23 protein-coding genes are annotated in these 24,762 nt (G+C 40.0%); 21 read left to right on the top strand and 2 right to left on the bottom strand.

Features of this window, described 5'->3' with window-relative positions; translation table 11 throughout:
- Nucleotides 1-177 precede the first annotated feature (177 nt).
- The 3 genes from N480_RS00745 to N480_RS00735 all read left to right on the top strand — a co-directional run bounded on the left by N480_RS00745 (nucleotide 178) and on the right by N480_RS00735 (nucleotide 1,637).
- Nucleotides 178-618: a hypothetical protein gene (locus N480_RS00745; protein ID WP_063370630.1), complete on the top strand. Its 441-nt coding sequence runs from the start codon at nucleotides 178-180 to the stop codon at nucleotides 616-618.
- Between the two features lie 184 nt (nucleotides 619-802).
- Nucleotides 803-1,207 (top strand): hypothetical protein, encoded by a 405-nt coding sequence (locus N480_RS00740; protein ID WP_063370629.1) that lies wholly within the window; start codon nucleotides 803-805, stop codon nucleotides 1,205-1,207.
- 157 nt (nucleotides 1,208-1,364) lie between these two features.
- Nucleotides 1,365-1,637, top strand: coding sequence for a hypothetical protein (locus N480_RS00735; RefSeq protein WP_063370628.1), 273 nt, complete (start codon nucleotides 1,365-1,367; stop codon nucleotides 1,635-1,637).
- Between the two features lie 420 nt (nucleotides 1,638-2,057).
- On the opposite strand, the gene N480_RS00730 is transcribed toward N480_RS00735, so the two are convergent.
- The gene (locus N480_RS00730; RefSeq protein WP_063370627.1) at nucleotides 2,058-2,954 is read right to left on the bottom strand and encodes a hypothetical protein; all 897 of its coding nucleotides are present in this window, start codon (nucleotides 2,952-2,954) and stop codon (nucleotides 2,058-2,060) included.
- Nucleotides 2,955-3,305: 351 nt separating this feature from the next.
- On the opposite strand from N480_RS00730, the gene N480_RS00725 reads away from it, so the two are divergent.
- From N480_RS00725 to N480_RS00695, 7 genes are all read left to right on the top strand, one after another.
- Nucleotides 3,306-4,007: a cupin domain-containing protein gene (locus N480_RS00725; RefSeq protein WP_063370626.1), complete on the top strand. Its 702-nt coding sequence runs from the start codon at nucleotides 3,306-3,308 to the stop codon at nucleotides 4,005-4,007.
- A gap of 153 nt (nucleotides 4,008-4,160) precedes the next feature.
- The gene (locus N480_RS00720) at nucleotides 4,161-4,508 is read left to right on the top strand and encodes a CU044_2847 family protein (RefSeq protein WP_063370625.1); all 348 of its coding nucleotides are present in this window, start codon (nucleotides 4,161-4,163) and stop codon (nucleotides 4,506-4,508) included.
- Between the two features lie 17 nt (nucleotides 4,509-4,525).
- Entirely contained in the window at nucleotides 4,526-8,689 is a 4,164-nt protein-coding gene (locus N480_RS00715) for a trypsin-like peptidase domain-containing protein (protein ID WP_063370624.1), read from the top strand.
- A 283-nt stretch (nucleotides 8,690-8,972) separates the two neighbouring features.
- Nucleotides 8,973-9,971 carry a sphingomyelin phosphodiesterase gene (locus tag N480_RS00710; RefSeq protein ID WP_063370623.1) on the top strand — a complete coding sequence of 333 codons (999 nt, stop codon included), beginning with the start codon at nucleotides 8,973-8,975 and terminating at the stop codon, nucleotides 9,969-9,971.
- 234 nt (nucleotides 9,972-10,205) lie between these two features.
- A complete protein-coding gene (locus tag N480_RS00705) occupies nucleotides 10,206-10,820 on the top strand; it encodes a DsbA family protein (RefSeq protein WP_063370622.1) in 615 nt (204 codons plus the stop codon).
- A gap of 157 nt (nucleotides 10,821-10,977) precedes the next feature.
- Nucleotides 10,978-11,571 carry a pentapeptide repeat-containing protein gene (locus N480_RS00700; RefSeq protein WP_063370621.1) on the top strand — a complete coding sequence of 198 codons (594 nt, stop codon included), beginning with the start codon at nucleotides 10,978-10,980 and terminating at the stop codon, nucleotides 11,569-11,571.
- A gap of 174 nt (nucleotides 11,572-11,745) precedes the next feature.
- Nucleotides 11,746-13,605, top strand: a complete 1,860-nt coding sequence (locus N480_RS00695) for a diguanylate cyclase (RefSeq protein WP_063370620.1) — start codon at nucleotides 11,746-11,748, stop codon at nucleotides 13,603-13,605.
- A 28-nt stretch (nucleotides 13,606-13,633) separates the two neighbouring features.
- On the opposite strand, the gene N480_RS00690 is transcribed toward N480_RS00695, so the two are convergent.
- Nucleotides 13,634-14,503, bottom strand: a complete 870-nt coding sequence (locus tag N480_RS00690; protein ID WP_155732726.1) for a hypothetical protein — start codon at nucleotides 14,501-14,503, stop codon at nucleotides 13,634-13,636.
- A 477-nt stretch (nucleotides 14,504-14,980) separates the two neighbouring features.
- Between N480_RS00690 and N480_RS00685 the strand changes: the two genes are divergently transcribed.
- From N480_RS00685 to N480_RS00645, 11 genes are all read left to right on the top strand, one after another.
- Nucleotides 14,981-15,781 (top strand): ion transporter, encoded by an 801-nt coding sequence (locus N480_RS00685; protein ID WP_063370618.1) that lies wholly within the window; start codon nucleotides 14,981-14,983, stop codon nucleotides 15,779-15,781.
- A 197-nt stretch (nucleotides 15,782-15,978) separates the two neighbouring features.
- Entirely contained in the window at nucleotides 15,979-16,326 is a 348-nt protein-coding gene (locus tag N480_RS00680) for a ribonuclease E inhibitor RraB (protein ID WP_063370617.1), read from the top strand.
- A gap of 198 nt (nucleotides 16,327-16,524) precedes the next feature.
- The gene (locus N480_RS00675) at nucleotides 16,525-16,860 is read left to right on the top strand and encodes a hypothetical protein (RefSeq protein WP_063370616.1); all 336 of its coding nucleotides are present in this window, start codon (nucleotides 16,525-16,527) and stop codon (nucleotides 16,858-16,860) included.
- Nucleotides 16,861-17,372: 512 nt separating this feature from the next.
- Nucleotides 17,373-18,263 carry a PD40 domain-containing protein gene (locus N480_RS00670; RefSeq protein WP_063370615.1) on the top strand — a complete coding sequence of 297 codons (891 nt, stop codon included), beginning with the start codon at nucleotides 17,373-17,375 and terminating at the stop codon, nucleotides 18,261-18,263.
- A 338-nt stretch (nucleotides 18,264-18,601) separates the two neighbouring features.
- Nucleotides 18,602-20,329 (top strand): ATP-binding protein, encoded by a 1,728-nt coding sequence (locus N480_RS00665; protein ID WP_063370614.1) that lies wholly within the window; start codon nucleotides 18,602-18,604, stop codon nucleotides 20,327-20,329.
- Between the two features lie 107 nt (nucleotides 20,330-20,436).
- Complete coding sequence (locus N480_RS00660) at nucleotides 20,437-21,150, top strand: hypothetical protein (RefSeq protein WP_063370613.1); 714 nt, start codon at nucleotides 20,437-20,439, stop codon at nucleotides 21,148-21,150.
- A 165-nt stretch (nucleotides 21,151-21,315) separates the two neighbouring features.
- Nucleotides 21,316-21,801 carry a hypothetical protein gene (locus N480_RS00655; protein ID WP_063370612.1) on the top strand — a complete coding sequence of 162 codons (486 nt, stop codon included), beginning with the start codon at nucleotides 21,316-21,318 and terminating at the stop codon, nucleotides 21,799-21,801.
- Between the two features lie 126 nt (nucleotides 21,802-21,927).
- Entirely contained in the window at nucleotides 21,928-22,080 is a 153-nt protein-coding gene (locus N480_RS25730) for a hypothetical protein (RefSeq protein ID WP_231102203.1), read from the top strand.
- Nucleotides 22,081-22,107: 27 nt separating this feature from the next.
- Nucleotides 22,108-22,275: a hypothetical protein gene (locus N480_RS25725; protein WP_231102202.1), complete on the top strand. Its 168-nt coding sequence runs from the start codon at nucleotides 22,108-22,110 to the stop codon at nucleotides 22,273-22,275.
- Between the two features lie 119 nt (nucleotides 22,276-22,394).
- Nucleotides 22,395-22,682, top strand: coding sequence for a YciI family protein (locus N480_RS00650; protein ID WP_063370611.1), 288 nt, complete (start codon nucleotides 22,395-22,397; stop codon nucleotides 22,680-22,682).
- A gap of 541 nt (nucleotides 22,683-23,223) precedes the next feature.
- Nucleotides 23,224-24,552 (top strand): hypothetical protein, encoded by a 1,329-nt coding sequence (locus N480_RS00645; protein WP_063370610.1) that lies wholly within the window; start codon nucleotides 23,224-23,226, stop codon nucleotides 24,550-24,552.
- Nucleotides 24,553-24,762: the final 210 nt, after the last annotated feature.

Here is a 24,762-nt window from a genome sequence, read left to right as displayed (position 1 = left end):
CAATCACACTTATCGCATTTGGTGTGTCTGATATCATTGAAGCTAGCACAGGTGCTTGGTGGAGACCGCTTAGCTTATTATTTTTTAAAGCAGGTTGTGTATTAACCTTGCTGGGCAGTTACATATGCACTTTGTTTAGTCCCTTGTATCAAAAATTGATTGTATATTGAGAAGTTTATGAAGAGATCGTTAGTTACTTTTATGGTATTGCTATTTTCTTGCTCATCTGTTGCATGTGATGAAAGTGAAGATAGTGAAATTTCGCCCTTTGCTGTGTTGAATGACACTTATCGCTTAGGAAAAGTCACGCACTATCAGTTGTTTGCACCTAAAATGCGAGGCGAGTACTCTTTAACTTGGATTTACATGTATAAACCGGATGAACTACATCTCAAATTGCACTTGACGGGTGCATCTACCTACCCAGCACACATGGAAGCTGAAATAGGCTTGGATCCTGAGCTTATAAATCAATACGTGTTTTATTTAAACTACTCTACAACGAAAGATGGCAGTATTGTTATGTGCGGTGGCAATATCATTGAGTTAAATCTTGCTGAACTATTGAAGGTAGAAAGGCCGCCAGAAGTCATACCTCCTCCTAAAGTTACGAGATAGAAGGTTAATGTCAAAGGCCTTTTTAATTATAAGTGTTTAGCTTCTATTTCACCGAGTCACAGTCCGGTTTTAAATAAACTGCCGATATAATGGACACAACATTTATCCTGGCTGTTGAGCTAATTAGGCTTTGGTTGTGAGATAAAGTGTTATTTAGGATTTTGAATCGAGGGCTAATGTAATAATGAGTGAAACTTTGGTATTTAAATTAAAAGAAACTGAAGGATATTTTGATGCTGCATCGCTTGAAGACTCAGATATGCCTAATGTCCCGAGCGATGTTATTTTTCTTAACTTAGAGAATGCCGCAATTACCGATACGGGGATTTCTAACCTGCCATTTTTGAATAAAGTTCGTTGTCTAGACCTCGACTCGACTCTAATTACAGATAAGGCTATGAAAATAATTACTTTATTCTCAACTCTTGAAGAGTTATGGATTGAGGACGTCAAAGTAACAGATGAGGGGTTTAAACTGCTGTCACAATTGCCAAACCTAAAATATGTATCTTTCTTAGATACGGAGATCTCAGATGAAGCCTACAATTATGTAAAAGCCAAGTTACCTCATTTAAGAGCTGAGGGCTGAATCAATTGCATGTCAACGTGCTGACTTGTGTCTTTCAAATATGTGAAGATTATTTTTGAGAACTTTACACTTTACCGCGAATGATTTTTTTGGGTGAACTGTGTATATAATTGAATTACGGTATAGGCAGATATAATTCAATTGCTTTAGAGGATTTGTGAAAAGAGATCTGATTAAATGTAACTCAATTAACTATCGTAAAGGTTATATTGAGGTATTGGGCGGCATTCACGATGAATGCATTAATCTAGAGGTATGGAATATCCATCCAGATGTTGATATCACATCAGCAGGTCTAGGTGATGAGTCTTTCCCTGAAAATGCGGTCGCTTCCAATACAGAAATTGAACTAAGCCTTGAAAAGGCAGAATTGCTAATCGAGCAGCTCACCCTAGCTGTAAATAAAATTCGAGAAAATAACAGTCCATAAAGTGCACCCATACCAATCGCTTAAATTATGAGTCCGCTGGTTCTGTGTAGTTAGGTTTATTCCCCATTTATTTATCATGCATATAGAATAGGGCGCTTATCACTTTGAGCCATGAAACTTTAATTTTTATTGCCCTCTTTCCATATTATCATTATAAAAATCACTTATTTTCAATAGGCTATCAGCAGTTCCTGAATGGGTTACTAAGGCAATGTTACTTTGGTAAAGTGCAGAATGTAAGACTTGAACTTAGGAAAGCTTCAGCATGAAGCGTATCAATAAAACGTTGAGTGGTAAGTAAAGTTCATTCATTGCTTGAATCAAACTTGCAAAACACCTGAACAATCTGAACAGATGCTTTGCAATAACTAGGTTGTGAGCCTCACAGTTTCAATGATGTTTACATAAAGTAGGCTTTAATCAGTAACACTCTACGCCTATTGTGTTCCAAGGATTTACAGTACCGTCGGTGTATTTGTTACAGATACCTTTTGCAAACAGGTTCTCTAAGTGATATCCAAAACTCGTGAAGTGAATAAGGTTGCCGAAGAAAGGAAATTTACCATAGTAGTGGAGCTCTAGGAGCATATTATCCAAGTTATAGTCCGTTTGCTCAGCGATAAAGGCTTGGTCGATTTCTTTTAAATTGATGATACGAGAGTCAGGAAACCCAGGGATAACGACATGTAAATATTCTTCGTCGTATTTACCGTCAAAGAACTTGACGTTTTGCATCATTTCGGTTGCTGAGAGCTGATTCATGGCAAGTTTGAAATCGGTTACAGTCAAGGTCTCTTGGGTTAGATTGCGGTTGACGATTATTTTTCCTGGTAAAATGTCATGCAAAGCACGCATTACACCTTGTTCATCATCAGTCACGCTCTGCGCCAGTGCATAGTTAGGAAATCTGGCATTTGTAAAACGCTCATAGGACTCTTTAACCATGCCCATAAAAAATTCGACAGTCTGTTGTCTGGCAATTATGTGTGCTTGTTCTTCAGTTACTGTTCTAGACATCAGCAGCGTGGCTTTCTTACCAGCATAGAAACTGACGAGATTTTGTGTAATCGAGTAGACTGCTGCGTTTGAGGAGTTCTTTGGATTCCCGCCTTGATAAATTTTTGTACCGTTGGCAAAGTCAAATATAGTACTTAAGTCAAAGCGGCCATTTTCTTCATTTTCGCGTGTATCAGCATTCCATTGAAATAAATCGTGAGAAGCAAGCCCCATCACACCTATATCTACAACACGGACTGGTTGTTTTGCTAAAGCAGGTAAAGCGCACAGTAATAGCAAGAGTACGAACATTAATTTCATTTATTCATTATCCTTTTAATTAAAAATGAGAATCATTATTATATTAACTCTTAACTTGTGAATCAATGTGGCTTTTTGGTGAACTCTATGTGAATTGTATCCGCGAGGGCAAAATACGATTGATTGCATTTAAGATGTTTGACACTTCCTCCGCTTTATTTCGTTTTCTTCCCGCCTCAATGCACCGTTTTGCTAGTTTGTTATTTCAAGGCAAAAGCAAATGACTTTTATTAATTTGATCTTATGATTCTGTAATTTACACTTTGTTAACTTTTATGGCGTTGAGTGAGTTTGATAAGTAAGCATATCGAGCACTCAAATAAAAAGCAGTCTTTCAAAAGGAAAATGAACATGGCAGAGACATTGTTAGATCTACTGACTAATCGACATAGTTTAACTAAAGCGCAGCTAGACCAGTTTGTACTTACACAGTGGCAAGATGGTAAACACTTTAACCAAGTGCCGTTACATGCACTGCCTGATTACAAGAAATATGAGTCTATTGGCTGGGAAAAAATTGACTGCATGCTGACAAAAATAGTGAGCCAGCAAGCGGATGGTCTTTCGTTTGGCTTTGATATGTTTCCACCAAAGTCGGCGGCAAAAGGTGACATGCATGTTCACCCATTAAGTAGTCGTTTAATTTCGGTAATAGAGGGTTTTGGTACTGCAATTGTTCAAACGCACACTGGAAAGATGGCCAAGAAAGATGTGGGGCCGGGCGATGTGATTCTATTTCCTCATGCAACTCCTCATTGCTTTTGGGGAGCTGAAGAAGCGCCAATGGTAGTAGAAGTTTTACTCGGTCCGTACGTGCCGTTTGAACATCCACTTCATACGGTTTGTCCGATAAAAGCGAAAAAGATAGCCAATGATTACCCCGAGTTGTTTAAGTCATGTGATGTGGAGGAACTTGACCACATCGCCGCCAAAGTGGTGGCACTCCAAAAGCAGGGGCTGGTGGAGTTAAGTGAGCACCAAGTGATGGATTGGGGAGATGAATTTATTCAAACATGGTATATGACCGACATTGAGGAAGACTGTTGCAGTTAAAGGCTTAATGTCCACCTTAGATTAAGCATGCAAACTTATAACGTAAGCGCTGACGGTGAGCACGATATTGGGTTTATGGAATAGTGAATTTGTAAAAGTCTACCGCGCTGATATATTTTAATTATATTGGGAAGGTTGATAAGGAGCATTCACATGCCGCCAACAATGACAAAATTTCCATCAGAAAATGGTGCTGCGATATATGTCGAGGTTGACACACCAGCACTTCAAAACACAGGCGGTCGTCGACAAGTTTCCACTGATGATGGAATAATCGAACAGGCAACAGTTAAGCTAGAAAATGCCATGGACAATCTTAGCGCATTGCTGGGAAATGTCGTTAATGCGACTGCTGTTGCAGTGGAGGGAGTTAGTGAAGTTAAGCTTGAACTCGGCGTCAAATTAAGTGGTGAAACTGGTGTCGTCATTGCTAAAACAGCCTTAGAAGGCAACCTCAAAGTGTCAGTTACTTGGAAACCAAAAGAGCACGCTTCCAGTTAGTTTAGGTGACTTAAAAAATGGCTGACCCGCGTTACCCGACTTGGCTTTGTGAGCGAATTGTTCGTTTTCAAACAGGAGCGGGTGTGAGCGTGGGCGCGGGGTTGTTGATTGACGAGACGCGTATTTTGAGCTGCGCACATGTCGTCTCAGGTAATCAGTTCACAAGGGATGAAATCTATTTTACTCGACCTTGGGTTGAGGGCAGAGAAAAGAATTTCCGCGCTAATCTAATTGACTGTGACGAGCGTGTGGAGCGGGATATTGCGCTTTTACACAGTCTAGAGAAAGTGCCGTTAAACGCGAATTACATCAAGTTAGTTGTGCCATCGGGTATTCACAATACGGCAGTAAGAGTGAGTGGGTTTCCCAAAGATACCGGCGGTGATTCGGCGACTGCTGATTATCAATTCAATTCAGTTAATGAACATGGTTGGTATGATATTTATCAAAAAAGTAACGGTGGTGAGGTAATACGCGGGGGGTTTAGTGGGGCGCCAGTGTGGTGTCCGATTTTACAAGCGGTAGTGGGCATTGTGAGCGTGGCAGATGAGGTCCGAAAAACGGCTGTAGTTATCCCACTCAACCTTTTCAGAGCGTTGGCTGAAGATATCAATCTACACAACATGCGCATTACCCCAGACATGGCAAATGCGTCTGCCATGTCTGAGTACCGTTCGTTATCACTTATACGAAAACTAATGGATACAACCACGCCAAGGTTACATACCTATTTAGCTCACATTGGTGTGTTTTCACAACCTCCACAAAGACCGGCAATTGTGGCGCACTTGTCTAATCTTGCCGCCAACCTTATTCAAGACTTTGAAACCAATTTATCCAGTGACGTGTCAGGCTATGTGCCTTTACGAGCACAAGAAGCGCCCAAAAGTATCGCCTCTAGTAAATATAATACTAGGACTGTGTTGACGCCTTATCAGCAATTGATCAAGCAGTTAGCAGGGCATGCCAAAGGAGGAGATAGCGCCTCTGCATCAATGGCGCTATTGAGCCGAAAAAGTAAAATTGTTCGTAATATCCTTAACGCAATGGATGTAGCGACCAAACCTTTGGTTCTATTAGGTGAGCCTGGGAGTGGTAAATCTATGACGCTTAAACAGGCGGCGTGGCGTTTGTGTGAACAAGAGAAAGTTAAGCAATTGCCAGCAGCATGCTTATTGATAAGGTTAGGAGACTTTTTTGTTGAAACGCCAGATAGCCAATCAGTAGAGCAATTAGTGTATAGGCATGCTTGGCAAGCTGGCATCGGCCACTTAGTGAGTGCACTGGAGGAAAATAACCGGTTAATCGTGCTGTTTGATGGCATGGACGAGATGAGCCGATATAAATACAACGACCACACCCGCGCGCTCAGTGAATATGCTCAAAGTAAAGTCAATAGAGTCCGAACCTTGTTTAGTTGTCGTATCACGGATTTTTCGCCGGACTTTGTCCACCAAAGGCTTGTTTTGTTGCCTTTTGAAGAAAGGCAGGTCAAATCATACCTAAAAAAACATCTGTTTCGTGAAGTTAAAACTTTACGTGTCGAAAGTAAGAGTTGGACAGTCGACGAAATGGCGGATTTTCTGCTCGGGCCCAGCAGTTCAATCGCTACCACGAACCCTTTTAATCTTTGGCTTTTGGTAATTTACTTACGCAACAATCACTGTTGGCCAACCAATCGAATCGCGCTTTTCGAACACTACCAACGCCTCAATTATCAAAGGAAATTTCCACAAGCGTCGATTGATGACTTTCATCGTGATGAGCATCAATGGTGTGCCTTAGCTTATTACTTAACGGAGCGCAACCGTGGTGGTGCAGTGCTATTGGAAAGCGTGACTAATGAGAAAAATTTAATCAGTAAAACAGCGATTGATAATGGATTGAAATGTGGCCTTTTAATTAGCAGCAAAAGTCGTGATGTGAACCATTTTTTGGTTGATCAGGACAGCGGAGAAATGATCCGTTTCGAGCATCACAGGTTTCAGGAATATCTAACAGCACGCTTTATTCACAAAGGGAAGATAATCCCCCAATGGTCAGCGCTATTTACCATTCCCCGATGGCAAGAAACCTTGGTCAATCTAATGATGATTGGCCATCAAAAGGCTGGGGTATCTCAACTCATAGACGCGATTGAGGTAAAGCTCAAACCTTGTCTTGATGATATTGAGGAAGGTAATAAAGGAAGTTCAGAATCCGCACGTTCCGCTTTTTATACGAGAAAAGCACAGTTTTTATCTGCGCTAAACGATACGCAGAGAGACACTAGTAAACCTTTTACAGGCTACTATGATTCTGCAGAGCGTTCGCAAATAACCAATGCGCATGGTAGTGAACTGGTTGAGTTAGTTGAACTTGCTTCACGGTTATTGGCACGCAGTATCAAGGCGGATGAGCTGCAAGCAAAACTACGATTGCTCGTACTAGAAAGCGCTTGGGCGCTAGTACATTATGCCGAGCCAATTATACATATTCGTACATTGCGTGCTTTGGCAGTAGTTCCGGATATCGATTTACACGCATTTAGTAAACGTTGTCAAATGGCAGATGTTGATTGGCTCAAGATTCAAGCGATTGATTTGCTGACTGCACAAGATCTTCGCAAGGGGCACACAACAGAGGCATTTAACTTTGAAATTTCAAAAGCAGTTGAAAAAGGGGAGTTATTAAATCGCGCCGCGTCATTGCGTAAGGTTGCAGAACAAAATAAAAGCCGAGAATGTACGGCCGTATACAAAACCAGTTTAATGCTCAGCTTTTTTGCACTCTTGTGTGCTGCTGTTTCGTTAGGACTGATTGGGTTAAGTATCGATACCATTCTTCAACATACCGCCGAGGATTATCGAATTGACCATAACGAATATGCGCGTTTAAAAACTCTCGCTGAGAAGGTGAGAAAGTCCCCCAATTTCGAGGCGAAAAAGAGCAATCAAGAGGTTGAAATTCTTAGCCTTGAAGCGTGGGTTAATACCGAACTAAACAAGCTAAAACAGATACAAAAGCGGTACACACGAAATTTGTACCGCACTAAGCTTGCGGGATTATTTGATAGTCCATGGTTTTATTGGACTTGCACTTTAGTGTTTATTGGCTTTACTTGTCTGACGACAAGTTGTATGTATATAGTGGCATTGGGATGTACGCTAGTTTCAATACATGTTTATATTTACGCTGTGACTATCTGGTCTATGCAAAGCAGTTTTCCTAATGTGATAGGCGGCATCTTTTTCTGCTTACTGAGCACAATATTACTATACCCATTACTCGTGTTGTGCTTTAGCACGTACGCGCTTGCGTCGATTGTTGCCAGTTATGCTGTGCCACAGCAATGGGGCAAGCCATTTCGTGAAGGCATTTTTTCATTTTTGCGAGATAAGGTCACTGGTGCTTTAGTCGCTTTTGCTTTGTTAGCTATCATGCTCGCGAACTTCTTTTTTGGTTTGTTTCCCCCATGGTCAAATGACGCGATAAGTTTTTCTTCAGTTGTAAAGTTCTTACTCGACAATTGGGTCATTGCCATTGCATTGGGACTTGTATTACTGATGGCGAGACAGCCCCTAGGGTTGGCAATTCTTGCTCTAGTGGCGTCGCGATTCATAGATATCAAAGCCATCGAAGCACTGCCTTGGGAGGTGATAACTTGGACTGGCGGGTTGTTTTTATTTGTGGCTTGCTTAATGTTTGCTTATTCAAAGATTAAAGACGAAAGTGACGCAAGCCCCTTCGCATATATTTTGGTCGTTATTGGGGGGATGCTGGTATTTCCAATGGCTTTGAAACTAGGAGTGGAAATAATAGATAAAATAATTAAGTTGCAAGGCAACTGGGTTTATTTTGTTGCAGGACTGATACTGCTTATTCCTCTGTGCTTATTCGTACTGTTATTTGCACTAAAAGCTCAAAAGTGGTGGGTAATCATTAAAACGAAGTTTAACCCCAATCCACAATTTCACATGATTCAAAGTCCAGAGCAATGGTCAAATGCTTTACTTGCCGCAGATGAGAGTAAGCAGGTGTTGATCCTCAATAATATAGGTGCAGCTGAATTGAATATTACCGTTAAGGCATATATTGAGTTGTTGAGATCTCACGCTGAGCACATCAAACCAGACCCAGCTAAATCAGCCTATTTGTCCCAGCTTGACCGTTATGAGCAAATCGCTCGACAGGAAGGGTGAGTGCCACATGTCTAATTGAGTAGTCGCTTAACTTGGTGACTATCTATGATGATTTTAGTCTCTAAAACCAAAATAAACCCAGTTCAAAAGTGGCTCTGTATTTAAAAATAAATAAAAGTTAAATATATATTCCGTTAAACATTAATTTAAAAGACAAAATAATGACATTGAAATGACATTCAGTATGACTATTTTCATGTTCCGACATTTCTAATTTTAAATGAGTCAAATAAGCGTGGTTACACACTTAAGACTCAAAAAATAATGAAGTATTGGAGAAATAATGAAAATAAAACATGCTCTATTATGTGTATCAATGTTGGCAAGTACACATACAATGGCCGACTCACTTAAAGTGATGGCTTATAATATTATGCAACTAAATGTGCAAGACTGGGATCAAAGCAATCGCGCAGAGCGATTACCCGCAGCACTGAATTCATTGGCTAATCGTCCAGATGTTATTTTAGTGAGTGAAGTTTTTAATAGTGATGCTGAGCAAGCACTGGCTGCACTTTCAAATGAATACCCGTATCAAACACCTAATGTGGGTCAAGATTGCAGTGGCAGCGGTTGGGATGGGTTAACAGGCAATTGTTCTAACAGCCCTTTTGTGATCCGCGGTGGTGTGGTGATTCTCTCTAAACATCCTATTGTTTCGCAAAAAGCACATGTATTTACCAATAGCTTGAGTGGAAGCTGGGATTATTTGGCAAACAAAGGGTTCGCCTATGTAGAGATCGAAAAAGGTGGTCAACGTTATCACTTAATCGGCACTCACCTGCAAGCCACCCACGATGGCAATACAGAACAAGAACATCGCGTTCGCATGGGCCAATTGAGAGAAATTCAGTCATTTATTGAGTCTGAAAATATTCCTGTGAGTGAGCCGGTGATTATCGGTGGTGATATGAATGTAGAGTGGAGCAAACAATCTGAAGTAACGGATATGCTCAGTACTGCGCGCGCTGGGCTGAACTTTCAAACGCCGCAAGTTGGGTCTTTTTCTGCTAAGCACAATTGGTTTACCAAAGCTAATGCCTATTACTTTGACTACAGCCTAGATTACAATGACACACTTGATTATGTGTTTTGGCACACTGATCATAAACAACCTACAAACGCGCCTAAAATGACAGTACGTTATCCAAAATCGCAAAATAACTGGTATTGGAGTTACCTAAAAGGGAATTGGAACTTAAGTGATGGGCGCTATTACCATAATGGCTACTACAATGAGCTGTCTGATCATTACCCCGTACAAGTTAATTTTGAATTCTAAATAGGCCTTCGAGCGATGCAGCCGTGTGTCGCTTTAACACCTCTTAATTTCAATTGTGCACAAAACTTCCAAATACGAATCTTGTAAAGTGTTTGCTAAGGTCTATGTGCTCAATTCAGTATTTCACCTAGGGTTTAATGTTCATTACTCTGTGTATAATGGCATGATGAATTAATAAGCTTGATGTGATTGGGAGTACTTTGCGCCAAGCTACTAAATATAAAGTAGAGAAACATGCGATTTTTATACGTGATGGATCCGATGTGCGGATGGTGCTTTGGGTTCCAACCAGAGCTAGAACAATTCTTGAGTCATTACCCAACCGCTGAAATTAACTGGGTAATGGGTGGCTTAGCTCCCGATACAGATCAGCCTATGCCTGAAGAGCTGAAACAAACAATTTCTGCGTATTGGTATGAAATTGAAAAGAAAAGCCAAGTAACGTTTAACCATGACTACTGGCAACTGAATACGCCTTATCGCGCTACATACTTGGCCTGTAGAGCCGTTATTGCTGCTGAACGACTGTTGGAAAACAGTGCACAGAATATGGTTAAAGCGATTCAATCAGCTTACTATCAACAAGCTAAAAACCCATCATTACAAGAAACGTTAGTAGATTGTGCTCGCTCGATAGAGATAAATGGCGATGAGTTTTTACAAGCATTGAATGCTCAAGAGACAGAGGATCTACTTCAACAGCACCTCGGTATTACGCAGCAGCTAAGGGTAAGTGGTTTTCCTGCACTCTTTTACATTAGCGAAGAAAATCAAGCATATCCATTGACACTCGGGTTTTGCCAAGCCGCACAACTGGAGCAACGATTTAACCACATAATTGAAAATTGATAAGAGCTGCTCTTATTGACATGTTCAATACATCAAAAGCTGTTTAAATCAGATATCAATAAGCTGCCACACTTTGGCTTAAGGTATGGCAGTTTACATTATTATAAGACGATTCGATTGATCCAATAGAATCGAGAAAGAGTTATAAGGAGGTTTCGTGGGGATTAGAGAAGAAAACGAATTTTGGTCTAAGACGTTTGAAGGAGAGGACTTTTCTGGCGAAAAACTCTCTTCAAAGGAGTTTGAAAACTGCACATTTATCGGGTGCAACTTTTTTGAAACCATTTTTAGTCGGTGCAAATTTGTAGATTGTGAGTTCTCAAAATGTAATTTGAGCCTCGCAAAAATGGAGTACAGCAAGTTTTCAGATGTGATCTTTCGAGACTCAAAAGCGCTCGGTATTGATTGGAGTAAAGTCGCCTGGCCTCGGCCAATATTTAGCGCTCCAATCCAGTTTTATGATTGTTTGGTGAGTGACAGTTCGTTTTATGGATTATCGTTGCCAGATCTATTAATGGAAAGCTGTGTCGCTCGAGGCGTTGACTTTAGGGCAGGAGATTTTAGCAACGCTAACTTTCAACATACTGACTTTGGTCGCTCTTTGTTTGCGGATACAAACCTTCAAGGTGCTGATTTTTCAAATGCGACCGACTTCGATATCGATATCTTTAGCAATGACCTTAAAAAAGCAAAGTTTGATCGCTTTGAAGCAATCAGGTTGTTGGGGTGCTTAGATATAGAGTTGGTATAGAAATATGTCGAGAGTTTACTGAATTCTCTAGGCAGAAAGTGCAGCATAGATAAGTGGTGCAGCGCTGGCTTATCATTTGGAGAAGCCACGCTGTACTTTAAATAGAATACGGGCCCACAGTTGCCTGCATTAGGCTAATATTACAACTAAATCTATATTCATCTGGGCTATTTTGTGAGCGCCATAGCAAGATTTGTTTTGATTTTCTTTATCACTCTACTGTCTATTGACAGCGTTGCGGTTGATGAGCCAATTGATGAGTATAAACAGGCGCTTGAAGCAAGTTTGATATCTCCTGACAAGTCTATTGAGTCTATAAAACTGTCCATTAAAGGCACCTCTAATTCAGCAGCTTTGAGCTTTTATCACACCTTATTGGGGCAACTTTATTATTTTAAGGGCCACATTGATAAAACGACTTTACACTACAAACTTGCCAAAGATGCATCAAAAAACTCAAATAGTTGGGCTCATGCTTATTTACTCATGCATTTAAGTTTGCAGCAACTTGAGCAAGGCAAGATGGAGCAAGCGAAAGCCGATGTCAGGCGTGCACTTGATGGCTTTGTTAAGTGGCGAGACATCGAAATGCAAATAAAGGCTAAAACATATTTGGGCGCATATTTGCTTTGGACAGAGGATGCGGCAGCCTCTTTTGATGTTTTAAGTCAGGCCTACAAGCTGTCTCAAAATGAAGGGGTCTCAGAGCAATATCAAACTTATATTAATAATGTGATGGGGGCATATTACTCGGTATTGGGGAATTACGAAGAAGCCATAACGTTGAAATACAGAGCGCTACAAAATGCACAGAAGCATAACCATTGGGTAGATGTTATGTATAGTTATTATGGCTTATGCCCAGTGTATGTTCGAGCTGGTAGATTGAAGGAGGCGCAAGCTTGCTACCAACAAGCGCGGCCTGTTGCTTCCGAATTTAATATTGATCGCGCAAAGTTTTGGGTACCATTTGGTTTAGCTCGTATTGCCTACAAGCAGCAGCAATATGAGAAAACAATATCTTACATGGAGCAAGCTAAACAATACGAATGGACGACAGCGCATAACCCAGTTCGAATGACCGTATTGCGTTTGGAGCAAGCCCAAGCTTATCTGGCGTTAAATCAAGCTGAACTAGCGCTAAATACTGTTTTACAAGCCAGCGATTTACTTAAACAGTTTGAAAGCCGCTATTATAACCGCTACGAAAGGCAGTTACTTTTCACGAAAGCGAAATCGTTAGATGCTCTAGAACGCGATCAACATGCACTAGAGATTCTATTTAAATACATAGATTTGGAGAAAAAGGCGAGAGAAAATGAGAAGCTTAAGCTAGAGAAGGAAACCAGAGTAAAGTTTGAAACCGATCTCAAGGAAACGAAAATAAAGCTTGCAGATAAGCAAATCAGATTGCAACAAGCGTCACTAAAAGCCTTAATGGATGAAAATAAGCTACGGACGCTTTATATCTTATTGACCATATCGATACTTGTGGGTGTAAGCGTGTTTGCCTATAAGCAAAAGCAGCTCTCCAACGCGATGCTCAATTTAGCTAATACGGACCCTCTTACACAGTCTTTTAATCGTCGCTATATGGTTGAGCAACTTGAAGCTTTGATACGATACAATCAGCGACATCATTTAGCGCTTTCAGTTATTTTGCTAGACATTGATAAATTTAAAAACGTGAATGATACCTATGGTCATGATGTCGGTGATGAAGTTTTAATAGAAGTCGCCAATCGAATTACACAGCAATATCAGCGAGCAAATGAATTCATTGCACGGATTGGTGGGGAGGAGTTTGTGGTCGTTTTACCTGGCTCCGATATGGAGCAAGCCGTAGAAAGTGCGCAAAAGCTTTGTTCTGTTATTCGAGATAAGCCTATAAGTGGCAATCACTTAACTGTCACAGTCAGTTGTGGTGTTGCACAAATGACCAATGCAGATGACTCCGTTGACAGCATACTTAAACAAGCCGATACCAAATTATATGAAGCGAAAAATACAGGCAGAAATAAAGTAATGTATTAACCATCAAAGTGCCTGTGTCTAGTCACGCCTAAATACCCAGTGCCTTATCTAGTTTGTATTTTATCTTGCGTAGCATCGTTGCGGCTTTGGTCGGTACTTTTGTTTTTTCAGAACAATCAAGTGGCTTTATTCGGGGTAGATCCCCTGTTCGGGTATAGGGCATTGTATTGATTGCTTGATTGTTTCCAAAGTGACTACCTAAGAGATAGGCAAGCGCCGGATCATCACCACCCAAACCTGTTAAGGCATTTTTAAACTCTTTTAGCTGTATGCTAGCGTTAGCCCAACCGTTAGTTTGTATCGACAGTTTCAAGATCCGCTGTTTCTTAGATGAACGATTTGCATTGGGGCGATGGTAAAGGTCACGATTCCACAAAAAACAAGTGCCTTTATTTCCTGTGATATTACAGCTTTTCATATCGCTCTTCAGTGGGCCTGCCTCATATCCTGGCACGATTTCAAAGGAGCCAAAGTCAGTGTGTGCAACATCTGTCAGGTAAATATAAATAGAGTAAGGTCTGCAACCACGTACCGACCTTATACTTGGATCACTCGGCTCTCGGTGCCAGCCATCTAGCCCGTTGCAATCAAGCAGATTTTCATGGCAAGTGTCGCCGATTTCAAAACAGTGACAGTGAAACAGCGTGGGGCAAGGATCCAGTATGCTGATCACATTTAACAAGCGTTTACACATAACTTCTTTGAAGATCCCCAACTTCACCAGCTCATCTGGCTTTACATAGCTACGAGCTTGTGAGGATAGGCGTTTGAATACCGGATCTAGTACTCGATTCCATTTGGTTAATGTGGCTTGGGAATACATATTTTGAAATCGTAATAGTCCATGATGTTGATACATCTTGTGCAAGGACGTCTCTCTTCTATTCAGTCTCGTCATGCTAGACCCTTAATTTATGTCCAATTCAGTGAGAGATATCAGGTATCAGACCGTATGTTGTACTGCTCGTTTTACTTGATACTGATTGCTTTCATATCTACTCATTAACTACGTAGCGAAACTTATGCCATTTTTTACTAATAAAATATGTATTTATATTTCAATGCTTTATAGGTTTTGCACTGCCATTTTCATGCTTGTAATTGTGGCCTCTACAGTGTTTTGGAGATTTGCGAATTCATTTGAGAGTCAAAATGCAAAGCTACATAGACAGTAAAATGCGATATTTAAGTGCAAAAAGCGTAAGCAAAGTAATGTTCAAGGCTGAGCTGGGCTAACTGGCCAGAAGAAGGATTGGGAGGGTCTTATAATGCAAATATCTAAAAGTGGTTGAGCAGTGGATACGTGTATTTATGCTTGACAAAAATGGCTTCCCTCTAAATCATTGCTTATCTTTTATTTTCCTAAAAAAGAGCCATGACATCTTCAAACAATTTCATGTTAAAACTGACGTCACTTGTAGAAGCGAAGACGTTTCAGAATTTTCTAATTGCCGTTATTTTGTTTAATGCCGTGACTTTGGGGCTAGAGACAACGCAATTTGGTAAAGATAATGTGACTATTTTACATAAAATAGACCTTGTTATTTTATTGATCTTTACATTGGAGCTTGTTTTAAAACTCATTGTTTATCGTTTTAAATTTTTTAAATCAGGGTGGAATTGCTTTGATTTCATCATAGTTGCAATCGCTTGGGTACCAGCTGGTGGGGCGTTATCTGTACTGCGTGCATTCAGAATTTTAAGGGTACTAAGGTTGTTTTCGGTTGTACCCCAAATGCGTCGTGTAATAGGTGCACTTGGTCACTCATTACCCGGTATGGCTTCGGTTATTGGTGTGCTGGGTATCGTGTTCTATGTATCGGCAGTACTGACGACTAAGCTTTTTGGCCAGCACCCGGACCCTAACATGCAAGAATGGTTTGGCAGTATTGGCGCATCAGCGTATACCTTATTTCAGGTCATGACATTAGAAAGCTGGTCTATGGGAATTGTTCGCCCGACCATGGAATTGTTTCCACAGTCATGGTTATTTTTTGTTCCTTTTATAATAATTACCAGCTTTGCAGTCCTTAACCTTTTCATTGGTATTATCGTTGATGCAATGCAAATTATGCATGATGAAGAGGGTAAACCAGAGCAGGCGTTGGCCACAAAAGAAGATATCTTGCGCGTTGAAGAAAAGCTTGATGCGTTATTAAAACAAAACAAGCAGTAAATAACGGTGTAATGTCATTTAAAGTCGCGCACTAGGCGCGACTTTAAATTTGTTTCTATCAACCCTAAGCACGTTGTCCACAGGGCACGTTTAGTGTCGCAAACCCCAAACTCTCCCGAGTAATGATAAAAAATAAGTAAATCTATCGTCCCTTCATACGACTAGTAATGTAGACAAAATTTTTTAAGAAGAGACCTATGATTGAAACAATGACTTGGCCTTTGGATGCTGATGGCGATATGTTGCGTATTTTGGCTGAAAGAGACTTTGACTTTGATACTGCGCATAACATTGAATTTTATGTAGAGTTTGACGCGTGGCCACTAACTCAAAAGCAGCAAACAGAAATTTCCAGTATTTTGCCGCAGGCTAGTTATGTTGAGCCAAACGAAGAAGATGAGTTGCCAGGTCATGTATTGATTATCGTGAACAGTAATGTAACTCACGAGTTCGTTGCTGCAGAACAAAAACGATTGAGCAATATCGTCTCTAATATTGGTGGGTTTTGTAATTCTTGGGCTGTTTGCAGCCCCTGTGGGACATAAAACTCAATCAAAAATTACTAGTGTGCTTAGCTGTTTATCTCAAGTGGCAAATTAATTGCTATATTTTGCGCTATCAAAAGTTGTAAAATATTAAGGAAGTTATGAATGGTGCGTCTAAAGCTTGGCTGACGCTCATTCCAATTTTGTTTTAGCCAAGCATTCAAAAGCCTTGTTTTTAGGCGCTAAGTGCACATACATATGATCAAATTTATAGAATCCACACCTTGGTGGTTCTTAATCGTTTTATATATCACCACGTTGGTTATTGGTGTTTTTGTTGGGGCTCCTATGATGATAGAGGCCTATGATTTAACAATGTCTGTAGAAGTTAAGCGACTGTTTGTTTTAATGCCCTTAATTAGAATTCACTATTTGCTACCGCTGCTCATTATTGCTGCTTTTGGGCTCAAGATGGTTAGAGAAAAGAATAACAAACAACTGACTAAGGCATTCATTTTTGCCAGTGTGATTTTAACGCCTTGTATTTTCTATGGCGTACATGTTTCATATATTTTTGATTTAACGGGTGCTTAGTCGACATTACTGTTATAACACGCAACACACTGGGTCCGGTCTGACTTGACTCGGTCTGAATTGACTCACTCTGAGTAACGAGTCGATGAAGTGCAGTGTGTTGTGGTATAGCTAAACTAGTTATAGTCGTTCAGAGGGCGCGCTATCTAGTTCGATTATCTGGTTCGATTGAACAAGCTCGCCTGTAAAAGTGCGTTCACTGCAACCCATTGTCCCACCTTATCATTGGACATAGAACATAGGTTTCATAGCGAATAATGTTAAACATTTGACTTATATCGATATAATTTTATTTCTATCAAACTTTTCCACTTACGACTTTCATACAGTACCAAAATAATTTTTCTGTTTTAAAGTGACTTTAAAAGTCTCATTACGTCGTCATGTTCAAATCACTTCAAAATCATTATGACGTCAGGTTTTTTTCATCGGCAGCGTTTAGATTAGGTTTTGACCTCAGTGTCATACAAGTAAAAAAATTAACTCATTGATTTAAATAATTAAGGTGAACTATGAATCGTATTTATATGTCAGCTTGTTTGCTACTGTCTGCTATGAGTGTGAGTGGCAATACATTTGCTCAACAAACTTCAGCAGTAACCGAACAGCATTATTTTGGAGAAACGCCACCAGGGTTAATCCCTAAGCTCTTTGACCCCAAAGTAGTGTCACCAGATGGCCGATTTGAAGGTGGTACATTTTCACCAGATATGAAGGAATTTTATTTCACAAGGAAAAATGGCAAATACAAAGAACGCGTATTTTTTGTGATTCGATTTGAAAATGGCCACTGGGGAGAGGCATCTGAAACCGATATTAGATGGCCACAATTTTCTTTAGATGGCAGCATGATGTATGGAGGTAAATGGTTTAGAAGTAAAACAAAAACTGGGTGGTCTAAGCCAAAAAAGCAAGGCTCGTTTTTAAAAGAGCAAGGACACGGCATCTCTATTTCAGCGCAAGGTACTTACTTTTTTCCATTTTATAAAAAAGAAGACAAAGGGAAAGGAAACATAGGCTATTCACGTATGGTCAATGGGAAGCATCAAAATCCAATCAAACTTGGCGAGCAAATCAATCAGGGCGAATGGATTGCTCATCCTTACATTGCACCAGATGAGTCGTATCTAATGTGGGATGTTGTGCGCGGCGATGGGCATGGAAAGTCAGACATTTACATCAGCTTTAAAAGCAAGCAAGGTGTGTGGCTACCTGCCGTAAACATGGGGCCATTGATAAATACTGACTTGAATGAAAGTTCCCCTCGAGTGACTCATGATGGAAAGTATTTGTTTTTCTCTCGAGGTGACTGGCAGGTTAAAGAGGATGGTAGTCAAAACTGGGTTGGGAAAAGCTATTGGGTAGATGCTCAAGTGATAGAAAGTCTCAGGCCTAAAATTTAATCATCGTGTTACTTCTAGCGCTGGATGTATGCAAGTCTAGCGCTTTTGATTTTTCAATGAATGATAGGGCAAGTTAAAAATTGGGCCTTGGAAATAGATTACTCATGTCATTATATCAATAAAAAGCCTTTTATATCTCAACCCGCTTTAAGGTAAGCATAACAACGGGTATTGAAACTAGGTTTGCGGAGCAATGTGCATATTGAACTAAGCACTGATTGTGTTGAAAGTACATATGGTTGCATTTTTTTAACTTATTGGGTTAAAAAACAAATAAAAAAGTGTTTTTTAGTGTATAAAGTTAAGAGGATAGCTGCGCTTGGATTTACGTATTTGACATGACGTCTGCTCAACACACAAATGATACATCAAAACACAAACCATCTCTTGGCAAACTGAATTATGCGCCCCGTATTATCGGATGTGTGCTAATGGCGGTGATGCTCATTGGGGCACTGTATAACGACCTCACGTTAACCACTATTGGTTTTATTTTTTTGAACTGTGCCCTTTGGCCCCACTTGGCACGTTTGCATAGCAAGCTTGCATCAGAGCGCATGGGGGCTGAATACATAAACTTGTACCTTGATGCGTTGTTTTACGGGGTCTGGTGTGCAGCCACTGGATTTCAAATTTGGGTGGTGTTCGCACTGTTAATTGTAAACTCACTAAATAGCTTAATCCTAGGAGGCATTAAAAGGTACTACATGTGCACCGCTATGCTGTTATTAGGGTGTATAACAGGCGGCTTATTACTTGGGTTTGAGTTTGTTGACCAGTCTCCACTTCTTACCAAAATCGTCGCGGCTGTAAGTGTTTATCTATACTGTTGTAATGTCGGGTTTTTTAATCGAAAGTATGCTGGACAAATTAAGCGTTCTCGGGATGAAATGCGACAAAAAAATGAAGCTTTGACGGAGGCAAAAATAAAGGCTGAGCAAGCTTCTAACGCCAAAAGTGAATTCTTAGCGAATATGAGTCATGAGATCCGAACACCAATGAATGGCATATTAGGTGCGTTACAAGTGCTTGAGCAAGAAAAGCTTAATAGTGAGTCAAAGCATTTAGTTTCTAAGGCTGTGTATTCTGCACAGTCTTTGCTTACCGTCATTAATGATATTTTGGATTTCTCAAAGATTGAAGCCCATAAGATGGAGTTAGAAGCAGCTCCTTTTTCTATACACGATACTGTAGAGTCAGTGATTTCGGATTTAAAAGGTGATGCGCTGAAAAAGTCGATTTCACTCGAGGCACAGTTTGAGATGGCGTTAACCCGAGGGTGGCTTGGTGACGCTGTGCGAGTCAGGCAGATTTTGCTTAACTTGATATCAAACGCTATCAAATTCACGGAAGTTGGTGGCGTTCAAGTTGAGGTGAAAACAAAACACAATGGTGAAACATGCGCCCTGCATATAGATGTTATTGACTCTGGTATTGGGATGGCACAAGAAACTCAAGATTCAATTTTTGAGCGCTTTAAACAGGCCGATTCTTCCACAACGCGCAAGTATGGCGGTACTGGATTAGGCTTAGCCATCACAGCCAGTTTAGTGAGGTTAATGGCAGGGGAGTTACGTCTTGAGAGTGTGGAAGGTCAAGGAACCTGTGTTAGTGTAACTTTGCCATTGCAAAAAGCAGCGCTGCCAAGTGTTGAAAAAGAGGCGAGCAAAGACATGCTCCCCAACTTTTCTGAGATTAAAATCCTCATCGCAGAGGACAATGAAATAAACCAAATTGTTATCAAAAAGATGTTTGAAAAAACAGGCGCACAGGTAAAGTTAGTCGAAAATGGTAGATTGGCGGTACAAGCGTTTGAAGCCAGCGTTTATGACATTGTATTGATGGACATTCAAATGCCTGAAATGGATGGGATTGAGGCTTTTTCACTAATCCAAAAACTTGATCCGAGTGTTCCTGTCATAGCCTTGACTGCCAACGTAATGCCTCAGGATATAGAGCATTACAAAAGCTTAGGTTTTGTAAATCATATTGGTAAACCAGTTGCAATGTATGAAATGTTTAACGTCTTGAATCAGCTCGTCAATCAGGAAAAACAAATGCCATAGCCGTAGGTACATAGCTTTTGAGCCGATTTAGATTCACAGATGCGTTTAAAATTCGTCTTCTTGGCAGTATTTAAAAGAAATTTTAAAACTTGAAAAGGCAGCTGAATATGATGGCGAATAAAGTGGTTGATCCCACTTCGATAAACTGGTCTCTTATTACACCAGTAACAAAAAAACTAACAGCAAACAAGGTATCCTCCGGAAGTATAAACAGTCTTACCAATACGGCACAAAGCAACAATGTTTTTATTTCGAGTACGAAAAAGCAATCTAGCCCAGCTGATCTCAAAGATTTGAAGAAATGGGTTCCTTATAAAGGGCTAATCGACCCAAATGCATCAAGTACCTCTAGTACAAAGCTTACCAGAATGCATCAAATTAACGGGGTTCTTCACGGCCCAAGTGACGCCTCAAATATGTTTCTCGGTAGCCAACGAGCCAATAACTCATCGTCGGACAGCCATTTACATTCAGTCGAGGTGCCTATTAAGCAAGGCGTTTCAAACGGTTACTACTGCTATTATGAAGTACAACCTGAATTTTATACGACGCCGCCATATCTTTTTAATAGGATGAAAGCTGCACATGATGATGCAAGTACCACTGCGAATGGTAAAGCGAAAGTCGCAGAGTTTTCCAACTGGGTAGACCAAGCATGCCCGGGATCCTTTAATTGCAATGTTACTTGGTTCAAACCAACGGCGAAGGTGGATGAATACAGTATCGCACAAACTCAGTTTATCAACATAGAAGCGGACAAACTTAAAAGCACGGATAATCATCCTATGGCCTTTAGAGATGAAATCGTAAAAATTCCATGATCCATCAATTCAAGGGCTGTGTTGAATGCAGCTTTTGTCACAACCTCGCCAAATCAATATGCTTTATTCTTTGTAGCATATCCTCATTTATTTAACTTTAACTGTTTATTTATACAGTTGTTGTGCTAAGGTATTGGTGGAAATTAAAAGTTAAAAGGACAGGATATGTTACTCGAATTAGAGCTAGATGCTCCACAAGACTTTGATTTTATTATAGGTGAGTGGAACGTAAGACATAGTCGTTTAAAAGAGATTTTAAGTGATAGCGATGAGTGGTACGAGTTTAATGGAGAGTCAGCCACGGTTAAAACGCTTGGCGGGTTTGGTAACATTGAAGACAACCATCTTCACTTTCCTGAAGCATCAATTCGAGCTAAGGCAATACGCTCCTACAATGCGCAAACAAGAGAGTGGTCTATTTGGTGGATAGATGGCAGAACCCCCACGTCGATGGACACACCTGTCGTTGGCACATTTAATGAGAAAGTCGGGCAGTTTTTTGCGGACGATACTTTCAATGACCAGCCAATTAAAGTTCGTTTTATTTGGAATGCAACAAACCCAGAAATACCTACATGGGAACAGGCATTTTCGAAAGATCATGGTGAAACTTGGGAAACCAACTGGAAAATGATGTTTACGAGAAAATAGCTTAGTCAGCAATAAAGCTGTGAAAATTAATGTAATAAGAGCTTCTTTGCATCATTTCTAGAAGGGTTAATTAGAAAATCTGATGCTATCAGTGTATCTGAATACATCAAACATAAAGGGACGACTATGCCAGAGAAGTACGAATGGCGTCAAAAGGAAAAAGAACTGTATATCCCTAAACGAAAGCCGGTCATTATTGACGTAACAGAGTTTAGTTTTATTACTGTACGTAGCACAGGAAGTCCTGCCAACCCCATTACGAGATCTAATACGGTTTGAATCTATGGTGATGAAAAGTGTATTCAAATGCTTCACATAGTCCCTTTTGAAGACCAGCATGAAGCTTTTGAAATCATGAAAGCGATTGCAAATCAGAATGGAGTGGTGAGAGTGTCTAATGTGCATAGAGAGGTTTACCTCTCGGATGTGAGAAAGGTTTCAGCAGATAAATTAAACACGGTATTGAGGTTTTAAGTTGAATAAATCCATTTAGAGGCTTTATAAAGTTAATTCGCGATGGCTGTTGAGCGAAGTTTTATATTATAAATAAAGCAAATCACAAAGACTTAGATGTTAATTGAAGGAGCAAACACTTGTTTATAATTGAATTGAAGTTTTCAGATAATAAATCTTTGGCGAAAAATTATATGGAAGGCCACAAAACTTGGTTGCAGACTTGGTTTGATAAAGGGGTTTTTATTCTCTCTGGCAGCATTAAGCCAAACGGAGGTGGTGCAATAATAGCAATTAATGTTGGCCAAATGGAGCTTGAAAGCATTATTGCTGAAGACCCATTTGTGATTGAGGGGGTAGTAAAACCCGAAATTACAGAGCTGGCAATTTCTAAAAGTGACGAACGTCTGTCATTTTTGCTTGAATAGCGAGTTTACGAGACTACATACAGGCCATAATATTGCTGTAAAGATCAGCTTTTCAAAGTGCTAAGCATGTTGAAAATTAGTATTAAAATATGCTGTTAGTCGTGTGGAGGATTGTTTTTACCCTCATATGACATGTAGTAGCTCATATCTGACCTGACAGTTTTAACTAATAAGTTTAGAATTCATCTGACAGGTAGCTTTGAGCACCTAGAACTCAGTCGCACAATTCCCTTGAACAGCGATTAGAGACAAAGGAGCAGTCCGTCAGTTACTCCTCGTTTTACTGAAAATGTTTTTCAATACTTTCTTAAATGCACTTATCTTTAACCCTGAAAGGACTGTTTTTCGGTATGAATATTGATTGGTAGCAAGAACCACTAAAGTCAAAGACTCGTTAATTTTAATAATACATTAGTTTGTCAATTTCTTTTTTATCGGTTAGTAATATGTAAGTATATTGTATAATTCTAATGTCGCTGGCTTAAGAAAGTAAGTTCTGAGACACCATAGATACCATTTAAGACAATATAGGAAAATAACTGTGGCGCTCACTAAAAAACAATTCGCAAAAAAAACGTACAGCGTATCGGATACGAACCTCGCGGACGATCCGACAAAAGCGAGTGCACCTCAAAAACTCGTGTTAGAAGCCGCTTACGGTGTCTATGTAGCCGAGCTTAGTAAATATGAAAAACTCAACAAAGAAGAGAAACTCGAACTGATCAATAAACTTTCTCAACTCAAAGTCGAATTGGAAGCACAGAGGGGAGAAACCAATGTTGAGAAAACAAAGTTACAAGCGTTTGGGTATTTCGCACGGCGAGGTGTTACAGGGTTTATAGAAGGTGCAGCTAAGCCTTTTTCTGAATGGAGTGTACTAGACAGCAAAGAAAAGGAGCAGTCTATAGAACCAAAGCCAACCGAACTTGACAGCGTATCTACTGCATCTGGTAATACAACGTTAAGCATCGAAAAAGAGTTGCCGTCAGGTTGGCGATTTCCCATAGCGGTTATTTCTAGATTTTTTGCACGTCTATCACCACTAAACACTGCTATCTTATTTGGTTTAGTGTTTGCGGCTAGCGCTACATACGGTAGTTTCACTACTATTTGGGCTGAGAAGAGGGTGGAATCAATCAAAGTTGATTTGAAAGTTGCTAGAGGTGAACTTAACACAGCTGAAAACAGATTGGCAAAATTGGAAGGTATCGAAAATGACAATAAGCGTCTTGAACGCCAAATAGGCAACTTACAGCGCGACATAGAAACATTAGCTGGTGAAAAATCTAATTTAAAAGAAAGTCTAAAAAAAGCAGACGAAGAACATCGCCTAGCAATGCAAGATAAACTGCAAGAGTATAATGATTCTATTGCGAGTTATAGGAGTGATGCTAACACCGCCGCTGCTGAAGAAGCTACAAAGCAAGCAAATAAGATATTAGCTTTAAGTGAGGAAGTTGGTCGCCTAAGGGGGGAAAAACAATATTTTGAAGATTATGCGAAAGATTTAGAGCAGAACTATAAAACGACGACAGCAAACGAGACCGCGGCACAAAACGATGCAAAAATTGCAAACGAATTATACAGGCAGGCAAACGGAGAACTAACTACATTAAGAGCAGAAAATCGACAGCTTCGAGAACTCGTTACTCATACAAGCGAAGCAATTTACGCAATTGAGAAATATTTTGGTAAGAACAACTTGTCCTCCGTCAGAATAAGAAGAGCATGCTATCGAATTGCATATGTGTCTATATCTGATAGGTTTAACGAACTAGCTGCACAATTCGATGTGCCTGTAGATTTAAAATTCGATAATTACGATTCAATAAATGATTACTCTAGAAGATGGACTAACGAATGCTTATGAAGGCAATTGTCCTTTTTGATAGTTATAAACTAATAGCATTTCACGATATTACAGCAAAAAAATTTTCAAAATTGAGCTACAGGGGTTGGCACAAATGACACTGTCAGATTTAATCCACCCCTATTAATTAAGCCTGACAGATCAAGTTAAGACTTATTCATATGACAAGTATTTGAATAAGCCGTAGTCATCACGTAAAAGCAGCTCTTG

The organism is Pseudoalteromonas luteoviolacea S2607, assembly GCF_001625575.1.
GTDB classification, from domain to species: domain Bacteria; phylum Pseudomonadota; class Gammaproteobacteria; order Enterobacterales; family Alteromonadaceae; genus Pseudoalteromonas; species Pseudoalteromonas luteoviolacea_E.
Note: the sequence above shows the minus strand (reverse complement) of the source record. Positions and strands in the feature narration are given on the sequence as shown.